This window comes from Kitasatospora sp. NPDC001539, assembly GCF_040298565.1.
Lineage (GTDB): Bacteria > Actinomycetota > Actinomycetes > Streptomycetales > Streptomycetaceae > Kitasatospora.
Window position 1 is genome coordinate 34,729 of sequence record NZ_JBEPAK010000012.1, and the last position, 16,849, is coordinate 51,577.

The window sequence follows — 16,849 nt, forward strand, 5'->3', positions numbered from 1 at the left end:
GGTCCGACGCCCATTACGCTGACCGCCATGGAAGCCAGCCCCACCACGGCAACCGGCCCGGCCCCCACCCGGACCGCACCCGACCCCCGGCCGCGCCGCACCGGCTACCGACGGCTGCCCGTCGAACAGCGGCGCGAGCAGCTCATCGCGGTCGCCCTGGAGCTGTTCGCCGCCCGGCCGCCCGAGGAGGTCAGCCTGGACGACGTGGCCGAGGCCGCCGAGGCCTCCCGGCCGCTGGTCTACCGCTACTTCGCCGGCGGCAAGCAGCAGCTGTACGAGGCCGCGCTGCGCACCGCGGCGGACGAGCTGACCAGCCGGTTCACCGTCCCGCCGGACGGCACGCCGTCCGAGCAGCTGGCGGCCGTGCTGGACGGGTACTTCGAGTTCGTGGCCGAGCACGAGGCCGGTTACTCGGCGCTGCTGCGCGGCGGCTCGGTGGTGGAGACGGCCCGCACCACGGCGATCGTGGACGACGTGCGGCGGATCGCGCTCAAGCGGACCGTGCGGCACCTCGGTGTGCGGGAGGCCGGGCCGCGGCTGACCCTGCTGGTGCGCTCGTGGATCGCGATGGTCGAGGGCGCGTCGCTGAGCTGGCTGGACGAGGGGCGCGCGCTGCCGGTGGCGGACCTGCGGGACTGGCTGGTGGACCAGTTCACGGCGATGGCGGCGGCGACGGCGCTGCACGATCCGCAGACCGCGCGGGTCCTGGCCTCGCTGCTGGCGCTGGACGGCCCGCGGACGGACCGGGCCGAGCGGCTGCGCGCGGTGCTGGGCGGGCCGCAGGAGTAGACGGTCCCGACCCCCGTGCCAAGGGTCGGGCGCGCGGAGGCTACGCCTTGCCGAGCACCTGGCGCTGGCGGCCGAGCCCGTCGATCTCGATCTCGACGACGTCGCCCGGGGCGAGGAACGGCGTGCCCGGGCGGCCCAGGGTGACTCCGGCCGGGGTGCCGGTGACGATCACGTCGCCGGGCTCCAGCACCATGAACTGGCTGGCGTACCGGACGAGTTCGAGCACCGGGAAGATCATCTCGGCGGTGTTGCCGTGCTGCCGCTGCTCGCCGTTGACCCAGAGCCGCAGCTCCAGCGCCTGCGGGTCGGCGACCTCGTCGGCGGTGACCAGCCAGGGCCCGAGCGGGGTGAAGGTCTCCGCCGACTTGCCCTTGTCCCACTGGCCGCCGCGCTCGAACTGGAAGGCCCGCTCGGTGACGTCGTTGGCGATGGTGTAGCCGGCGATCACCGCGGCGGCCTCGGCGTGCGAGTCCAGGTAGCGGGCGGTGCGGCCGATCACGATCGCCAGCTCGGCCTCGTAGTCGGTCTTCTCGCCGCCGCGCGGCACCAGCACCTCGTCGTACGGGCCGACGACGGTGGAGCTCGGCTTGAGGAAGATCACCGGCTCGTCCGGGATCGCCGCCCCGGCCTCGGCCGCGTGGTCGCGGTAGTTGAGCCCGATGCCGACCACCTTGCCGGGCCGGGCCACCGGCGCGCCCACCCGCAGGCCGTACAGGTCCACCACCGGGAGCACCCCCGCGGCCACCTCCCCGGCCAGTGCGGCGGTGTCCAGCCCGGCCAGGAAGGCCCCGTCGAGGTCACGGGCCCGCCCGGAGAGGTCGTACGCGGTGCCGTCCTCGCCCAGTACGACCGGACGCTCGGCGCCCGGGGGTCCGACGCGGAGGAGCTTCATCGATCCGTCACCAGCCTTTCGTCGCAGCTCACCGGGGCGGCGCGACACCGCTCCCGAGTCTGGCAACGAGGTATATCAACGGCCCGGGGCGGCGGACCAGACCGTCTCGATGGGCGAGTTCCCATCAAAACCCACAGGTCTGCGGGGGCCCGAATCGGCGGCCCGTACGGTTGACACGCCCGGATCAGCCGCCCTGTGCGCCGCCGCCGAGCAGCACCCCCAGGCTCAGCTCCTCGCCCCCGTCCTCTCCTTCGCCGCCGAACCCGCCCGGGCCGAGCCGGTCCACCTCCCGCTGCCAGTGCGCGAGGTCGCGCCGGAGGTCGGCCCGGGCCTCCGGGGAGGCTCCGGGCTCCGTCGTCAGCGCGTCCAGCAGGGCGACGGCGGCGCCCCGGTCGCCGCCCCGGGCCAGCCAGAGGGCCAGGTCGTGGCAGGTGCGCAGGGTGCGCGGGTCGGTCGGGCCGCAGATCCGGGCGAAGTCGGGGACGAGCTTGCGCAGGATCTCCACGGCCTCCGCCGCACCGCCCTCGGCGCCGCGCTGCCAGGCCTGGTCGGCCCGGCGGCGCAGCTGCTCCGGGCTCGGGTCGTCCGGCCCCAGCATCCCGGGCCGGATCCGGCGCAGCCGCTCCAGTACCTCGGCGGCGTCGGCCGGCCGGTCGGCGGGCCGCTTGGCGAGCAGTTGGGCGACCAGGTCGGCCAGGGCCGGGTCGTGGCTGCGGATCCCGGGCGGGGTCGCCTCCAGGTGCTTGACCATGTACCCGTACGGCGAGTCGGCGTGGAACGGTCGCCGGCCCGTGCAGACCTCGTACAGCATCACGCCGAACGCGTAGAGGTCGGTCCGGCCGTCCACCGTGCCGCCGGACCAGCACTCGGGTGCCAGGTACGGGACGGTGCCCACCACGCTGCCGGTGGAGGTGAGCCCGGTGGACTGGGTGAGCAGCCGGGCGATGCCGAAGTCCAGCACCTTCGCGCGGTCCGCGCCCTCCGCGATCATGACGTTCTCGGGCTTGATGTCCCGGTGGACGACCCCGCTGCGGTGCGCCGCGTCGAGCGCCTCGCAGACCTGCGCCATCCAGGCCAGCGCCCGCCCGTGGTCCGGTCGGCCGCCCTTGAGGATCGCGGACAGCGGACGGCCGCGGACCAGCTCCATCACCAGGTAGTGGATCTCCCCCGTACCGTCCGCGATCCGGCCGTAGTCGTGCACCGTGACGATGTGCGGGTTGGACAGGCCGCCGGCCAGCCTGGCCTCCCGGACGAACCGCCCGACGGCCTCGGCGTCGGCGGCGTGCTCGGGCAGCAGCAGCTTGACCGCGACCTCCCGTTCCAGCCAGTCGTCGGTCGCCCGCCACACCTCGCCGAAGCCGCCCTTGCCCAGCCACTCGTCCAGCCGGAACCGGCCGTCGAGCACCTCGCCCTTCCGCATGTCCTCCCCCAACTCGACCGCGCCCGCACGTCGTTCGCCGTCGGATGGGCCACCCTAGCGGCGGCCGGGGACGAACGGGTGAACGACGCGGGGCCGGAGCCGCGGGTCGACGGCGGGCGCGGGCTCGACTCCGAGCTCGGCTGAGGGCGCGGCCGCGGGCTCGGCGGCGAACCCGCGGCCGCGGCTCCGGGTCCGGCTACGGCTTGGGCTTCGGCAGGCCGGGCGGGTTGATCTCGGAGGTCTGCACCGCCTCGCCGTCCAGGCCCCAGCGCTTGAGCACCTGCCCGTACGTGCCGTTCCTGATCATCTCGTTGATCGCCTCGTTGAGCGCCCGGACCAGGCCGTTGTCCTTGTGGGTGGTCGCCGCGATCTTGCCGAGGACGTCCGCGCCGCCGCCCGAGTAGGTGCCGACCACCTCGGTCTGGCCGGTCTGCACCGCGTGGAAGGCCAGGCTCGGGTTGGGCCCGGTGTAGACGTCGATCCGGCCGGAGGAGAGCGCGAGGTAGTACTCGGTGCCGGAGAAGTACTTGATGTCGATCGGCTTGAGGCCGTTGCGGACGTTCTCCTCGCTCCAGGAGAGCAGCAGCTTCTCCTGGTTGGTGCCGGTCGCCACCCCGACGGACCGGCCGGCCAGGTCCTTGGCGCCGGTGACCTTGAGGCCGCTGCCCTTCTTGGCCTCGAAGCCGAGGATGTCCAGCCGGTAGGTGGCGAAGTCGTACTTCTCCTTGCGCTCCTCGGTGACGGTGATGTTGGACAGGCCGACGTCGTACTTGCCGCTGTCCAGGCCGACGAAGATGTTCTCCCAGGAGACGGGGTTGAGCTCGACCTTGAGGCCGAGCACGTTGCCGATCAGCGAGGCGATGTCCGGCTCGACGCCGATGACGGTCTTGTCGTCGTCGGCGTAGAAGTCCAGCGGCGGGGTGGTGCCGATGGAGTCGACGACCTTCAGCGTGCCCCGCTTCCTGATCTCCTCCGGCACCAGCGCGGCGATCGCGTCGACCTTGCCGGTGGTCACCCGCTTCTGGTCGGCCGACAGGTTGACCACGGTGCCGTTCGGCGCGGTGCTGCCCTTGGCCGGGGCGAGGTCCGCCGCGGCGCCCGTGGCACCGCTGCCGCAGCCGGCCAGGGCGACGGCGGCGGCGAGCGCGGCGGCGGCGGTCACGAGGGCGCGACGGGGTAGGGACATGGCGGAACTCCTGATCGGTGAAGGGGACGTGCGGGTGTTCTGGGCCCCGTCTTCGCACCCCGCGGGTGGGGGTCCGAGGACGGGCCTCAGAGGACCTTGGCCAGGAAGGCCCGGGTGCGCTCGTGCTGCGGCCGGTCCAGGACCTCGGCGGGCGGGCCCTGCTCGACCACCACGCCGCCGTCCATGAAGACGACGGTGTCGGCGACCTCGCGGGCGAAGCCGATCTCGTGGGTCACCACGACCATCGTGGTGCCGCTGCGGGCGAGGTCCTTGATGACGTCCAGCACCTCGCCGACCAGCTCCGGGTCGAGCGCCGAGGTCGGCTCGTCGAACAGCAGCACCTTCGGCTCCAGGGCGAGCGCCCGGGCGATGGCGACCCGCTGCTGCTGCCCGCCGGACAGCTGCCGGGGGTAGGCGGCGGACTTGTCGGCCAGTCCCACCCGCTCCAGCAGGGCCAGGGCCCTCGCCCTGGCCTCGGCCCGGGGGCGGCCCAGCGCGGCGATCGGCGCCTCGACCAGGTTCTCCAGCACGGTCAGGTGCGGGAACAGGTTGAAGTTCTGGAAGACGAAGCCGATGCCGGTGCGCTGGCGCAGCACCTCGCGCTCCTTGAGCTCGTACAGCCGGTCGCCGGAGCGCCGGTAGCCGATCAGCTCGCCGTCGATCGCGACGTAGCCGCGGTCGAGCTTCTCCAGGTGGTTGATCGCCCGCAGCAGGGTGGACTTGCCGGAGCCGGACGGGCCGAGCACCACGGTGACCGAGCCCGCCGGGACGTCCAGGTCGACGCCGCGCAGGACCTCCAGGGCGCCGAAGCTCTTGTGCAGGCCGCGGACCTGCACCATCGGCGCGGGCCCGGTCGCGGTCCCGGGATCCGTGGCGGTGGCGGTGGCGGTCTCGGTGCCGGTGCTGGTCAGGGCGGTCACGGGTTCCCTCCGGTGGTGCGGGCGGGCAGGCTGCGCAGGAAGGCCCGCAGGCGTTCCAGCGGGGTGGGCGGCGGGGTGCGCCGGGCTCCCCGGGAGAAGTGGCGCTCGACGTAGTACTGGCCGATCGACAGCACGGTGGTCAGCAGCACGTACCAGACCGTGGCGACCATCAGCAGCGGCACCACCCGGCCGGTCCGGCCGTAGATCACCTGGACCTGGTAGAACAGCTCGCCGATCGCCATCACGTACACCACCGAGGTGCCCTTGAGGAGCGAGACCACCTCGTTGGCGGCGGCCGGCAGGATGCCCCGCATCGCCTGGGGCAGCACGATCCGCAGGCCCTGCCGCCAGCGCGGGATGCCGAGCGCGGCGGCGGCCTCGCGCTGGCCGGCGTCCACCGCGACGATGCCGCCGCGGATGATCTCGGCGGCGAACGCGGCCTGGTGCAGCCCGAGCCCGAGCACCGCGGCGCCCAGCGCGCCGAGCACGCCGACCGTCTCGAACTCGCCGAAGGTCGGGCCGAACGGGATGCCGAAGCCGAACCGCTTGTAGAGGTAGGAGAGGTTGAACCAGAACACCAGCTGGACGATCAGCGGGATCGAACGGAACACCCAGACGTAGGCCCAGGCGATGGTCCGCAGGATCGCGCTGCGGGACAGTCGCATCGCGGCCACCACGGCGCCCAGCGCGAAGCCCAGCACGGTGCCGTAGGCGGTGAGTTCGAGCGTGCGGCCGATCGCCTGCAGGACGGTGTCGGCGGTGAAGAAGAGCCGGAAGGTGGCCCAGTCCCAGCCGGGGTTGACGACCAGGCCGTGGGCGAACTGGGCCAGCAGGACGAGTGCGGCGATCCCGACCGCCCAGCGCCACGGGTGCCGGGCGGGGACGGTCCGCAGGCCGTCCAGCTCCGCGGGATCGAGGCCGGGGGCCGGCCCGGGCGGGGGCGGTGGCGATCCGGCGCTGCCGGTGCCGAGCCGGCTTTCGGTGCTGACGGTGCTGACGGTGCTGACGGTGTCGAGACTGCCGGCGGCGCCGGCGGTGCTGGGCGATCTGACGGTCATCGGGACTCCTTCGACGGGCCCTGCGCGGCTTCCGACGGGGCCGGGCCTCAGGGGTGTTCGGACGGGCTGATCTGCGACTGCGGGATGGCCGAGTCGGTGATCCCCCACTTCCTGAGGATCCGCTGGTACGTCCCGTCCTTGATCAGCTGGTTGACCGCCGCCTGGAAGGCCGGGGTGAGCTCGGAGCCCTTCTTGAAGGCGAAGCCGACGTCCAACCGGTGGAACTCGTTGAGGAAGCGCACCCCGGCGGCGTCCTGCGCGGCCTGGTGGCGCAGGCCGTTGATGGTGGACATCTCGACGTCCACCCGGCCCTGCTGGAGGGCGGTCAGCAGCGCGCCGCTCTCGCTGAACGCCTTGACCTCGTACGGCTTCTTCCCGGCCTCGGTGCAGACGCCCTTCTTGCTGTTGAGCGTGGTCTCGAAGGTCGTGCCGGCGCCGGTGCCGACGGTCAGCCCGCAGAGCTGGGCCAGGTCGGTGATCGGCTGGACGGCGGTGTTGTCCTTCCTCACCGCGAAGCCCTGGCCGTCGTCGACGTAGGTGACGAAGTCGATGGTCTTCAGCCGCGCGGTGGTGACCCCGAAGTTGCCGGTGCCGACGTCGAACTTGCCGCTGTCCAGGGCGGGCAGGATGGTCTCGAAGGCGGCCTCCTCGCGCCGCACGGTCAGACCGAGCAGCTTGGCCACCGCGTCGGTGAAGTCCACGTCCACCCCGACGGGCTTGCGGCCGGCCTGGTCGGCGTAGAAGGCGCTGGGCGGGGTGCCGAAGGACGAGCCGAACGTCAGCACCCCGGCCGCCCGCACCTTCTCGGGCAGCAGCGCCGCCGCGGTCTCGGACCTGGCCAGGCCGGAGACGACGTCCTCGGCGGCGGCGGATCCGCCCGCCCCCGCCGCGCCCGCGATCTTCGGGTCCGAGCCGCACGCGGCCAGCGCCAGGACGGGCAGCAGCGCGGCGGCCGCGAGCAGGCGGCGGGAGGCGGTGGTGGTTCTCACGAGGGGCCTTTCAACGGGTCGGGACCAGGGCCGGCAGGGACTTCTCGAAGGGCAGCGGACCGATGGTCAGGGGGTCGGCGGTGACGTCGAACAGCGGGCGGTAGCCGGCGGCCAGGTAGAGGCCCCTGGCCTCGGGCTGGCGCGGGCCGGTGGTGAGGTAGATCCGGCGGTACCCGGCCGCGGCGGCCGTCCGCTCCAGCTCGGCCAGCACCCGGCGGGCCAGGCCCCGGCGGCGGTGCGCGGAGTGGGTCCACATCCGCTTCACCTCGGCGGTGTGCTCGTCGTACCGCTTGTACGCGCCGCCGGCCACCGGCTCGCCGTCCTCCAGCAGGAGCAGCAGCACACCGTGCGGCTCGGCGAAGGCCTCACCGGGGTAGCGGCTCATCTCCTCGTGGGCACCGGGGCCGTAGCGGCTGACGTACTCGTGGGTGAGCTCGCGCAGCAGCGGCTCGACCAGCGGGTCGTCCAGGCCGGTCCTGCGGAACTCGCTGCGCGTGGCGTCGCTCACGCCTGCACCGCGATCAGCTGGTTGCGCTCGTGCACCGCCCGCGCCGCCGCCTCGGCCTTGGCGGCGTCCCGCTTGGCGACCTCCTCGCGGACGATCGGGATGACGTGGCGGCCGAAGTCGATCGCGTCGCCCAGCAGGTCGTAGCCGCGGGCGGAGAGGATGTCCACGCCCAGGTCGTAGTAGTCCAGCAGCGCCTGGGCGACCGTCTCCGGGGTGCCGACCAGCGCGTTGGAGTTGCCCGCCCCGCCGGTGGCCGCGGCGGTCGGCGTCCACAGCGCGCGGTCGTAGCGCTCGCCCGCCTCGGCGATCTCGATCAGCCGCTGGGAGCCGGTGTTCTCGGGTGCGGCGGTGACCGGGCGGCGGCGCGGGGCGAGCTCCCCGCTCTCCCGGCGGGCCCTGATCGCGGCCACCGTGCGGTGCGCCTTCTCCCAGGCCAGTTCCTCGGTCGGCGCGATGATCGGCCGGAACGCCACCTGGATCCGCGGCACGTCGGTCCGTCCGGCGGTCCGCGCCGCCTCCTTCACCCGCTCGATCTGCTCGGCGGTGCGGGCCAGCGGCTCGCCCCAGAGGCAGTAGATGTCCGCCTCGGCGCCGCCGGCCGCGTAGGCCGCGTCCGAGGAGCCGCCGAAGGAGACCGCCGGGCGCGGCTGCTGGACGGGGAAGACGTCGGACACGAAGTCGTTGAAGCGGTAGTGCGGGCCCTCGTGGTCGAAGGGCTCCCGGCTGGTCCAGGCCTTCTTCACGATCCCGATGTACTCGCGGGTGCGCTCGTAGCGCTGGTCCTTGGTGAGGAAGTCGCCCTCGCGCTGCTGCTCGTGGTCGGTGCCGCCGGTGATGAAGTGGACGGTCAGCCGGCCCTCGCTGATCTGGTCCAGGGTCGCGAAGGTCTTGGCGGCGAAGGTCGGGTAGGAGACGTTCGGCCGGTGCGCGAGCAGGATCTGCAGCCGGTCGAGGTGCGAGGCCAGGAAGGCCGCGGCGGCGGCCGGCTCCGGGGAGCCGGAGCCGTACGCGAAGAGCACCCGGTCCCAGCCGTGGTCCTCGTGCGCCCTGGCCAGTCGCAGGGTGTAGTCGCGGTCGAAGGCCGCGGTGGTGCGCGGGTGCGTCTCCGAACCGTCGGCGGTGGCGGCGATGCCGAGGAATTCGACGGGCATGGCGGAACCTTTCGGGTCTGGCGGGGCGGTCCGGTCGACCGCGGGCGGGCGGACCGGAGGCGGCCGCGGCGGGGCGGCCGTCGGGCACGTGACGGGGAAGCCGGAGGCGTACGGGAGGGGTGACTGCCGGAGCGCGGTGCGAGGTCGTCGGCGGGCAGCGGGGACCTGACGGGTCGTCGGTCGTCGACGACGGTCCCGGGCCGGAGCGGGGTGGGCCGAGGGAGGCTCCCCGCCGGGAGGTTCAGGCCGGACGGGCGGCCCGCTGCCCGGTCAGCCGCGACACGCCGCGGACCACACCCGACCGAAGTCGATGTGGTCGCGGGTGACCAGGGGCTGCTCGGCGTACATGTCCCCAAGTTGAGCAGTCGGCCGAGGAGTACGTCAACCACCCATCATTGCCGCACTGTTGCGATCTCCTGACACTTCTCCGAAGCGCTCCGGCGCCTTGGCCGCGCCCCCCGGCCGCGCCCCGGCGGCCCTTGACAGCCGTCGATCGCGAATGCGTACGATCGGCGCGGAGTGCAGTGCGATCGCCGGCCGCGTTGAGGGACGCGGGCCGGCCCCCGAGACCCGCGTACGTGACCACCGCCGTGCCCCTCTCCCGCCCGCACTCCGCCCAGGAGCCGCCGCCATGGCCACCCCGCAGGACGTCCTGCCCGCCCCCGCCCCCGACCGGGCCCGCGCCACGAGCCCCGCCCCGCCGCCGGACCCCGGGCCCGACGCCCGGATCGTCGCCCGCCGCAAGCCCGGCCAGTGGACCGCCGCCGCGATCGCCCTGCTGCTGGCCGCGATGGCGGTCAACTCGGTGATCCGCAACCGGGCCTTCCAGTGGGGCGTGGTCGCCGACTGGTTCACCGCGCGGTCCGTGCTGAGCGGCCTGACCCTCACCCTGTGGCTGACCGCCGTCACCCTGGCGCTCGGGTTCGTCCTCGGCACCGTCCTCGCCGTCATGCGGCTGTCCGCCAACCCGGTGCTGCGCACCCTCGCCTGGGGCTACATCTGGATCTTCCGGTCCACTCCGCCGCTGGTGCAGCTGCTGTTCTTCTTCAACATCGGCGCGCTCTACCCGACGCTCGGCCTGGGCATCCCGTTCGGCCCCGAGTTCGTCACCGTGAAGACCGTCAACCTGATCGGCCCGACGCTGACGGCCGTCATCGGCCTCACCCTGCTGGAGACGGCCTACGCCGCCGAGGTGGTCCGCGGCGGCATCCTCTCCGTCGACCGCGGCCAGCTCGAGGCGGCGGCCGCCCTCGGGCTGGGCCGCGGGCGGGTACTGCGCCGGATCGTGGTGCCGCAGGCGATGCGCGCGATCGTGCCGTCCGCCGGGAACATGCTGATCGGCGCGCTCAAGGGCACCAGCATCGTCAGCGTGCTGGCCGTCTCCGACCTGCTCTACTCGGTGCAACTGGTCTACCTGCAGTCCTACCAGGTCATCCCGATGCTGGTGGTCGCCACCCTCTGGTACCTGGCGGTCACCACCGTGCTGTCCGTCGGGCAGTACTACGTCGAGCGGCACTTCGCCAGGGGCGCCAGCCGGGACGGCCTGCCGCCCACGCCGCTGCAGCGCGCCCGCGCGGCCTTCGCCAAGGTGGTGCGGGCATGACGGCCCTGGTCATCGTCGGTGCCGGCCCCCGCGGCACCGGGCTGCTGGAGCGGATCGCCGCCAACGCCGTCGAACTCCTGCCCGCCGACCGGCCGTTGGACATCCACCTGGTCGACCGGTACCCGCCCGGAGCGGGCCGGATCTGGCGCCGCGAGCAGTCCCCGCTGCTGCGGATGAACTCGATGGCCGAGGACGTCACCATGTTCACCGACCAGAGCTCCACCATCGAGGGCCCGGTCCGCCCCGGCCCCTCGCTCGCCGAATGGGCCCCGCGGCGGCGCGAGTTCGCGCCCTACCGGGAGGTCGCCGACCCGGACGTACGGGCCGAGCTGGACGCCCTGTCCCCCACCGACTTCCCCACCCGGCGTGCTCAGAGCGCCTACCTGGACTGGGTGTTCCGCCGCGCCGTCGCCGACCTTCCGCCGCACGTCACCGTCACCGTCCACCGGGACACCGTCCACCGCCTCGACGGCCCGGCCGACGGCCCGCAGACCGTCCACCTCACCGACCGGACGCTCACCGCCGACCACGTCGCCCTCACCCTCGGCCACCTCGACTCCGCTCCGCACCCGCGCCACGACGCCGACGCCGAGTTCGCCGCCCGGCACCGCCGCTTCCACCTCCCGCCGGCCTACTCCGCCGACGTGGAGGCCGAGTTGGCCGCCATCGCCCCGGGCGAGCAGGTGGTGGTGCGCGGCATGGGCCTCGCCTCCGTCGACCTCGTCGCCCTGCTCACCGAGGGCCGCGGCGGCCGCTTCGAACCCTCCGGGGACGGTCCGGGCCTGCGCTACCGCCCGTCCGGCCGCGAACCGGTGCTCCACCTCGGCTCCCGGCGCGGCGTGCCGTACCACTCCAAGACCGACTACCGGCTCCAGGGACCGCCCGCGCCGCTGCCCCGGTACTTCGACGCGGCCGCCGTGGACGCCCTGCTCGCCACCGGCCGGCCGCTCGAACTGCGCCGCGACGTCTGGCCGTTGATGGCCAAGGAAGTCGGCTTCGGGCACTACCACGAGCTGTTCCACGCCCACCCCGAGCGCACCGCGCTGCCCTGGCCCGAGTTCCTGGCCCGCTACGACCGGCACGGCTGGTACTCCTCCGAACTCGCCGCCCTCGTCACCGAGGCCGTCCCCGACCCGGCCGACCGGCTCGACTTCGAGCGGCTCGACCACCCCCTGGCCGGGCTCGAACTCGGCTCCGCCGAGGAACTCCAGGCCCACCTGCGGGGCTACATCACCGCCGACGCCGACCGCCGGCGCGACCCGGCGCACAGCGCCGACCTCGGCGCGTTCCTCGCCCTGCTCTCCCTGTTCGGCCGGCTCCCCCGGGTGCTCGCCAGCGGCCGGCTCACCGCCCGCTCGGTCGCCGAGGAGGTGGACGAGTGGTTCTTCGGCTTCTTCAGCTTCCTCGCCTCCGGTCCGCCCGGCTTCCGGCTGCGCCAGCTGCTCGCCCTCTCCGAGGCCGGAGTGGTGCGCTTCCTCGGCGCCGGCGTACGGGTCGAGCGGGACGAGGCCACCGGCACCTGGCGGGCCACCGGCGCCACCGTGCCCGGCCACACCGTCACCGCCACGGCGCTGGTCGAGGGCTACCTGCCGAAGCACGCGCTCTCCCGCACCCTCGACCCCGTCCTGCGCCAACTGCACCGCGCCGGACGGCTCGTGGAGGAGGTGGTCAGCGACGGCGAACACACCCACCGCTCCGGCCTGGTCACCATCGCCCCCGCTGACAGCCGGCTGCTCGACCCCGCCCTCGGCGGCGCCCCGCACCCCCGCCGCACCGCACTCGGCCCGCACACCAGCCTGCGCTCGGCGGCCGCCTTCGCCCGGCCGCGCACCGACGCCCCGGCGTTCCGGCAGAACGACGCCACCGCCCGGGCGCTGCTCCGGGCCCTGGCCGCACTCCCGGCGGCACCGGCGCTGGCGGCGTGACGGTGCGTGCCACGCGGGCGGTGCGGGCGGTGCGCGCGGCGCGGGCCGTGCGGGCCGTCCGTGCGGCGCGGGCGGTGCGCGCTCGGGGACCGTGCCGCCTCAGGGGCCGAAGATCTCCTCCACCAGGTCCTCGTCCGAGACGTGGTCGGGGGCCTCGAACACCACGTCGGCGGCGCCCTTCAGACCCATCCCGCGCTCGAACGCGTCGATGCAGCCGCGGGCTTCCTGGTCGGTGGCGAAGTCCCACACCCGCAGCCGCCGGACCAGCACCAGCGCCTCGATCCGGCTCATCCGCGGCGCCCGGCGCCTCGCCGGCCCCTTGCGGCCGGCCTGGGCGAGGCGCTGCTGGTAGCCGGCCAGCTGCTGCCAGGCCTGGAGGGTGCTCGGGTGGTGCTCGCCGAACGCGCGGGCGAGGTCGGGCAGCAGCGCGTGCAGCAGCGCCACCGCGCTCTGCAGGTCGCCCCGGTCGGCGTGGTGGACGGCGACGTCGTGCCGCGCCTTCAGGACCCGGCCGTCCAGCGCGCCCCAGACGGCGTGGAGGTCCGGGAGGAGTTCGTTCATCAGCCGGATCGCCGTCACCACCGAGCCGCTCTCGCCGATGCACCACACCAGGTGGTGGCGGGCGCCCAGGGTGTCCGGATCGGTCGCGCCGAGCGCCGCGCGCATGTCCTCCACCAGGGCGGACAGCAGCCGGATCGCGCCGTCCAGGTCCCCGGTCCGGCTGAGGTACCAGGCGAAGTCCCGCCAGGTGCAGAGGGTGTCGCGGTCGGCCGCACCCAGCGCGGTGACGCACTCCTGGGCGATCGCCTGGAGCTGGATCGCCGCCTCACCGGGTGTCGCGGCCCGGTAGGCGGCCGTACGGCGCTCGCGCAGCCCGGCCCGTACGGCCTCGGCGGACGGCGGGGCGGCGACCACCGGCGGGGTGGTCAACGGCGACAGCACCGACGGCGCGGGCACCACCGGCGCAGCGGGCGGCACCGGCGCAGCCGGCGGCACGGGCGCAGCGGACACCACCGGCGCAGCCGGCGGGACGGCCGGAGGTGCCGGCGGCGAAGCCGGGAGCGGCGGCTGCGCCGGGGGCGGCGGCGCCGCCGGTTCCGCCAGCCGCCGCTCGACCGCACGCGCGTCGGCCGGCCGGTCCGCCGGGTCCTTGGCCAGCAGCTCCGCGACCAGCCCCGCCACCTGCGGCGGCAGCCCGAACCGGGCCGGGTCCAGCGGCGCCGGCGGCTCGTTGAGGTGCTGGTACATCAGCACCGGCGTCGAGTCCCCGGTGAACGGCCGTGCTCCGGTGAACAGTTCGACCAGCACGCAGCCGAGCGCGTAGAGGTCGGCCCGCCCGTCCACCCGGCCGCCCGTCCACCGCTCGGGCGCCATGTACGCCGGGCTGCCGACGATGGTCCCGGTGGTGGTCAGTCCGCCCGCGCCGGTGTCCAGTTGGGCGATCCCGAAGTCCAGCACCTTCAGGTGCCCGGCGTCGGTGATCATGATGTTGTCCGGCTTGATGTCCCGGTGCACCATGCCCGCGTCGTGCGCGGCCGCCAGCGCGGCGCTGATCTGCCGCCCCCAGCGCAGGCTGAGCGCGGGCTCGGGCACGCCCGCCCGCAGCACCTCGGTCAGGGTGCGGCCGGTGAGCAGCTCCATCACCAGGTAGGTGACCTCCTGGCCGGCGAGCTCGCACTGTCCGAGGTCGTGCACGGTGACGATGTGCGGGTGGGAGAGGTTTCCGGCCGCGCCGGCCTCCCGGACGAAGCGCAGCGCGGCCTTCGCGTGGTCGCCGCCGTGGTGCCCGATGACCTTGACCGCCACCGGCCGTCCCACCCGGGTGTCCTGGGCCCGCCACACCACCCCGAAGCCGCCCTGTCCGAGCTTCTCCCGCAGCTCGTACCGGCCGTCGAGGACGTCACCGACTCGCACGCGCCCCTCCCCTCCCGTCAGGACGTCCGTCCCGTCATGACGCCCAGACTCTACCGACGGCCCTCCCGCCGGCCCGGCCCAGGTGGAAGGATGGGCGCGGGCCCCGCGACGGTGCGGCGGCTCGCACCAGCAGAGCCCGAGGAGCGCAGTCATGGCCAAGCAGGCCCCGCAGAGCGACCCGGCGCAGGACGCCCCCGAGGTGTCCGCGCCCCAGCACGCGGCCGCCGGTCTGCCCGCCGTCGGCCACAGTCTGCGGATGGCCGCCGAGCAGATGGGTGCCCGCCGCACCCTCGCCACCCTGCTGAAGGTCAACCAGCCGAACGGTTTCGACTGCCCCGGCTGCGCCTGGCCCGAGCCGGACCGGACGCACACCGCCGAGTTCTGCGAGAACGGCGCCAAGGCCGTGGCCGAGGAGGCCACCGAGCGCCGGATCCGGGCCGAGTTCTTCGCCGCCCATCCGGTCGCCGAGCTCGCCGAGCGCTCCGGCTACTGGCTCGGCCAGCAGGGCCGGCTCACCCAGCCGATGCTGCTCGACGAGGGCGCCACCCACTACACGCCGGTCTCCTGGGACGACGCCTTCGCGCTGATCGCCGAGGAGTTGCGCGCGCTGGACACCCCGGACGGCGCCGCCTTCTACACCTCCGGCCGCACCAGCAACGAGGCCGCCTTCGCGTACCAGCTGTTCGCCCGGCGCCTGGGCACCAACAACCTGCCGGACTGCTCCAACATGTGCCACGAGTCCTCCGGTTCGGCGCTCACCGAGACGCTCGGCGTCGGCAAGGGCAGCGTGAGCCTCAAGGACCTCTACCAGGCCGACCTGATCATCGTGGCGGGGCAGAACCCGGGCACCAACCACCCCCGGATGCTCTCCGCGCTGGAGCGCGCCAAGCGGGCGGGCGCGACCATCGTCAGCGTGAACCCGCTGCCGGAGGCGGGCCTGGAGCGGTTCAAGAACCCGCAGCACGCGCGCGGGCTGGTCGGCCACGGCACCAAGCTGACCGACCTCTTCCTGCAGATCCGCCTCGGCGGGGACCTCGCGCTGTTCCGCGCGCTCAACCGGATCATCCTGGAGCGGGACGGCGTCGACCGCGCCTTCGTGGCCGAACACTGCCACGGCTTCGAGGAGTTCGAGGAGCAGGCGCTCAAGACCGAGCCCGCGGACGTGCTGGCCGCGACCGGCCTGCCCTGGGAGCAGATCGAGGAGCTGGGCCGCCTGGTGCTGGCCTCCGAGAAGGTGATCGTCTGCTGGGCGATGGGCCTCACCCAGCACAAGCACGCCGTCCCCACCATCCGCGAGGTGGTCAACTTCCTGCTGCTGCGCGGCAACGTGGGCCGCCCGGGCGCCGGGGTCTGCCCGGTGCGCGGGCACAGCAACGTCCAGGGCGACCGGACGATGGGCATCTTCGAGCGGCCGACGGCGGCCTTCCTCGACGCCCTGGGCAGGGAGTTCGCCTTCGAGCCGCCGCGCGCGCACGGCTACGACTCGGTGGACACCATCCGCGCGATGCGCGACGGCAAGGTCAAGGTGTTCTTCGCGATGGGCGGCAACTTCGTCGCCGCCACCCCGGACACCGAGGTCACCGAGGCCGCGATGCGCCGCTGCCGGCTGACCGTGCACGTCTCCACCAAGCTCAACCGCTCGCACGTGGTCACCGGCGCGCGCGCCCTGATCCTGCCCACCCTCGGCCGCACCGACCGGGACGTCACGGCGCACGGCCCCCAGTTCGTGTCGGTCGAGGACTCGATGGGCCAGGTCCACGCCTCCCGCGGCGGCCTGCGCCCGCCCGCGCCCGGCCTGCTCTCCGAGACGGCGATCATCTGCCGCCTGGCCCGTACCGTCCTCGGGCCGCAGGACAGCGTGCCGTGGGAGGACTTCGCCTCCGACTACGACACCCTGCGGGCCCGGATCGCCCGGGTCGTGCCCGGCTTCGAGGACTACAACGAGAAGGTCCGCCGCCCCGGCGGCTTCACCCTCCCGCACGGCCCGCGCGACTCCCGCACCTTCCCGACCGCGACCGGCAAGGCCAACTTCACGGTCAACCCGCTGTGCGCGCCCGAGGTCCCGCCGGGCCGGCTGCTGTTGCAGACGCTGCGCTCCCACGACCAGTACAACACCACGGTCTACGGCCTCGACGACCGCTACCGCGGCATCCGGGGCGGCCGCCGGGTGGTGCTGGTGAACCCGGCCGACGCCGCCGAGCTCGGCCTCGCCGAGGGCCAGTACGTCGACCTGGTGAGCGAGTGGACGGACGGCACCGAGCGCCGCGCCCCGCACTTCCGCGTCGTCCACTACCCCGTGGCCCGCGCGGGCGCCGCGGCCTACTACCCGGAGACCAACGTCCTGGTGCCGCTCGACTCCACGGCCGACATCAGCAACACCCCCACGTCCAAGGCCGTCGTCATCCGCTTCGAACCCGACTCGGGCGGGGGCGGGGAGCGGGCCGAGCGGAACTGACGGGCCGAGCAGCACGGAGGCCGGCCGCCCGCCGGGGAC

General features: G+C 74.2%; 13 protein-coding genes. 4 read left to right on the plus strand and 9 right to left on the minus strand.

Features of this window, described 5'->3' with window-relative positions; all coding sequences use genetic code 11:
* Positions 1-27: 27 nt before the first annotated feature.
* The gene (locus tag ABT247_RS04585; RefSeq protein WP_350737836.1) at positions 28-789 is read left to right on the plus strand and encodes a TetR/AcrR family transcriptional regulator; all 762 of its coding nucleotides are present in this window, start codon (positions 28-30) and stop codon (positions 787-789) included.
* Positions 790-829: 40 nt separating this feature from the next.
* Here ABT247_RS04585 and ABT247_RS04590 read toward each other — a convergent pair whose 3' ends face one another.
* The 8 genes from ABT247_RS04590 to ABT247_RS04625 form a co-directional block, all read right to left on the minus strand.
* Positions 830-1,681: a fumarylacetoacetate hydrolase family protein gene (locus ABT247_RS04590; RefSeq protein ID WP_350737839.1), complete on the minus strand. Its 852-nt coding sequence runs from the start codon at positions 1,679-1,681 to the stop codon at positions 830-832.
* A gap of 184 nt (positions 1,682-1,865) precedes the next feature.
* The gene (locus ABT247_RS04595; protein ID WP_350737842.1) at positions 1,866-3,101 is read right to left on the minus strand and encodes a serine/threonine-protein kinase; all 1,236 of its coding nucleotides are present in this window, start codon (positions 3,099-3,101) and stop codon (positions 1,866-1,868) included.
* A 196-nt stretch (positions 3,102-3,297) separates the two neighbouring features.
* Entirely contained in the window at positions 3,298-4,287 is a 990-nt protein-coding gene (locus ABT247_RS04600) for an ABC transporter substrate-binding protein (protein WP_350737845.1), read from the minus strand.
* Between the two features lie 86 nt (positions 4,288-4,373).
* On the minus strand, positions 4,374-5,126 hold the full coding sequence (locus ABT247_RS04605; protein ID WP_350737878.1) for an amino acid ABC transporter ATP-binding protein: 753 nt from the start codon (positions 5,124-5,126) through the stop codon (positions 4,374-4,376).
* A gap of 77 nt (positions 5,127-5,203) precedes the next feature.
* Complete coding sequence (locus ABT247_RS04610) at positions 5,204-6,265, minus strand: amino acid ABC transporter permease (RefSeq protein ID WP_350737848.1); 1,062 nt, start codon at positions 6,263-6,265, stop codon at positions 5,204-5,206.
* 47 nt (positions 6,266-6,312) lie between these two features.
* Positions 6,313-7,254, minus strand: a complete 942-nt coding sequence (locus ABT247_RS04615; protein ID WP_350737851.1) for an ABC transporter substrate-binding protein — start codon at positions 7,252-7,254, stop codon at positions 6,313-6,315.
* Between the two features lie 10 nt (positions 7,255-7,264).
* Positions 7,265-7,762 carry a GNAT family N-acetyltransferase gene (locus tag ABT247_RS04620; protein ID WP_350737854.1) on the minus strand — a complete coding sequence of 166 codons (498 nt, stop codon included), beginning with the start codon at positions 7,760-7,762 and terminating at the stop codon, positions 7,265-7,267.
* Positions 7,759-8,913, minus strand: a complete 1,155-nt coding sequence (locus ABT247_RS04625) for an LLM class flavin-dependent oxidoreductase (protein ID WP_350737857.1) — start codon at positions 8,911-8,913, stop codon at positions 7,759-7,761. The genes ABT247_RS04620 and ABT247_RS04625 overlap by 4 nt, the downstream gene beginning before the upstream one ends.
* A gap of 631 nt (positions 8,914-9,544) precedes the next feature.
* On the opposite strand from ABT247_RS04625, the gene ABT247_RS04630 reads away from it, so the two are divergent.
* Positions 9,545-10,516 (plus strand): amino acid ABC transporter permease, encoded by a 972-nt coding sequence (locus ABT247_RS04630; RefSeq protein ID WP_350737860.1) that lies wholly within the window; start codon positions 9,545-9,547, stop codon positions 10,514-10,516.
* Positions 10,513-12,441: an FAD/NAD(P)-binding protein gene (locus tag ABT247_RS04635; RefSeq protein WP_350737863.1), complete on the plus strand. Its 1,929-nt coding sequence runs from the start codon at positions 10,513-10,515 to the stop codon at positions 12,439-12,441. Before ABT247_RS04630 ends, ABT247_RS04635 begins: the two co-directional genes overlap by 4 nt.
* A 99-nt stretch (positions 12,442-12,540) precedes the next feature.
* On the opposite strand, the gene ABT247_RS04640 is transcribed toward ABT247_RS04635, so the two are convergent.
* Entirely contained in the window at positions 12,541-14,355 is a 1,815-nt protein-coding gene (locus ABT247_RS04640; protein ID WP_350737866.1) for a serine/threonine-protein kinase, read from the minus strand.
* Between the two features lie 151 nt (positions 14,356-14,506).
* Here ABT247_RS04640 and ABT247_RS04645 point away from each other — a divergent pair, with 151 nt between their 5' ends.
* Complete coding sequence (locus tag ABT247_RS04645) at positions 14,507-16,810, plus strand: FdhF/YdeP family oxidoreductase (protein ID WP_350737869.1); 2,304 nt, start codon at positions 14,507-14,509, stop codon at positions 16,808-16,810.
* The last annotated feature ends 39 nt before the right edge of the window (positions 16,811-16,849 follow it).

Coding starts and splice junctions, on each gene's coding strand:
- ABT247_RS04585 (WP_350737836.1), top strand. CDS start 28: ATGGAAGCCAGCCCCACCACGGCAACCGGCCCGGCCCCCACCCGGACC.
- ABT247_RS04590 (WP_350737839.1), bottom strand. CDS start 1,681: ATGAAGCTCCTCCGCGTCGGACCCCCGGGCGCCGAGCGTCCGGTCGTA.
- ABT247_RS04595 (WP_350737842.1), bottom strand. CDS start 3,101: ATGCGGAAGGGCGAGGTGCTCGACGGCCGGTTCCGGCTGGACGAGTGG.
- ABT247_RS04600 (WP_350737845.1), bottom strand. CDS start 4,287: ATGTCCCTACCCCGTCGCGCCCTCGTGACCGCCGCCGCCGCGCTCGCC.
- ABT247_RS04605 (WP_350737878.1), bottom strand. CDS start 5,126: ATGGTGCAGGTCCGCGGCCTGCACAAGAGCTTCGGCGCCCTGGAGGTC.
- ABT247_RS04610 (WP_350737848.1), bottom strand. CDS start 6,265: ATGACCGTCAGATCGCCCAGCACCGCCGGCGCCGCCGGCAGTCTCGAC.
- ABT247_RS04625 (WP_350737857.1), bottom strand. CDS start 8,913: ATGCCCGTCGAATTCCTCGGCATCGCCGCCACCGCCGACGGTTCGGAG.
- ABT247_RS04630 (WP_350737860.1), top strand. CDS start 9,545: ATGGCCACCCCGCAGGACGTCCTGCCCGCCCCCGCCCCCGACCGGGCC.
- ABT247_RS04635 (WP_350737863.1), top strand. CDS start 10,513: ATGACGGCCCTGGTCATCGTCGGTGCCGGCCCCCGCGGCACCGGGCTG.
- ABT247_RS04645 (WP_350737869.1), top strand. CDS start 14,507: ATGGCCAAGCAGGCCCCGCAGAGCGACCCGGCGCAGGACGCCCCCGAG.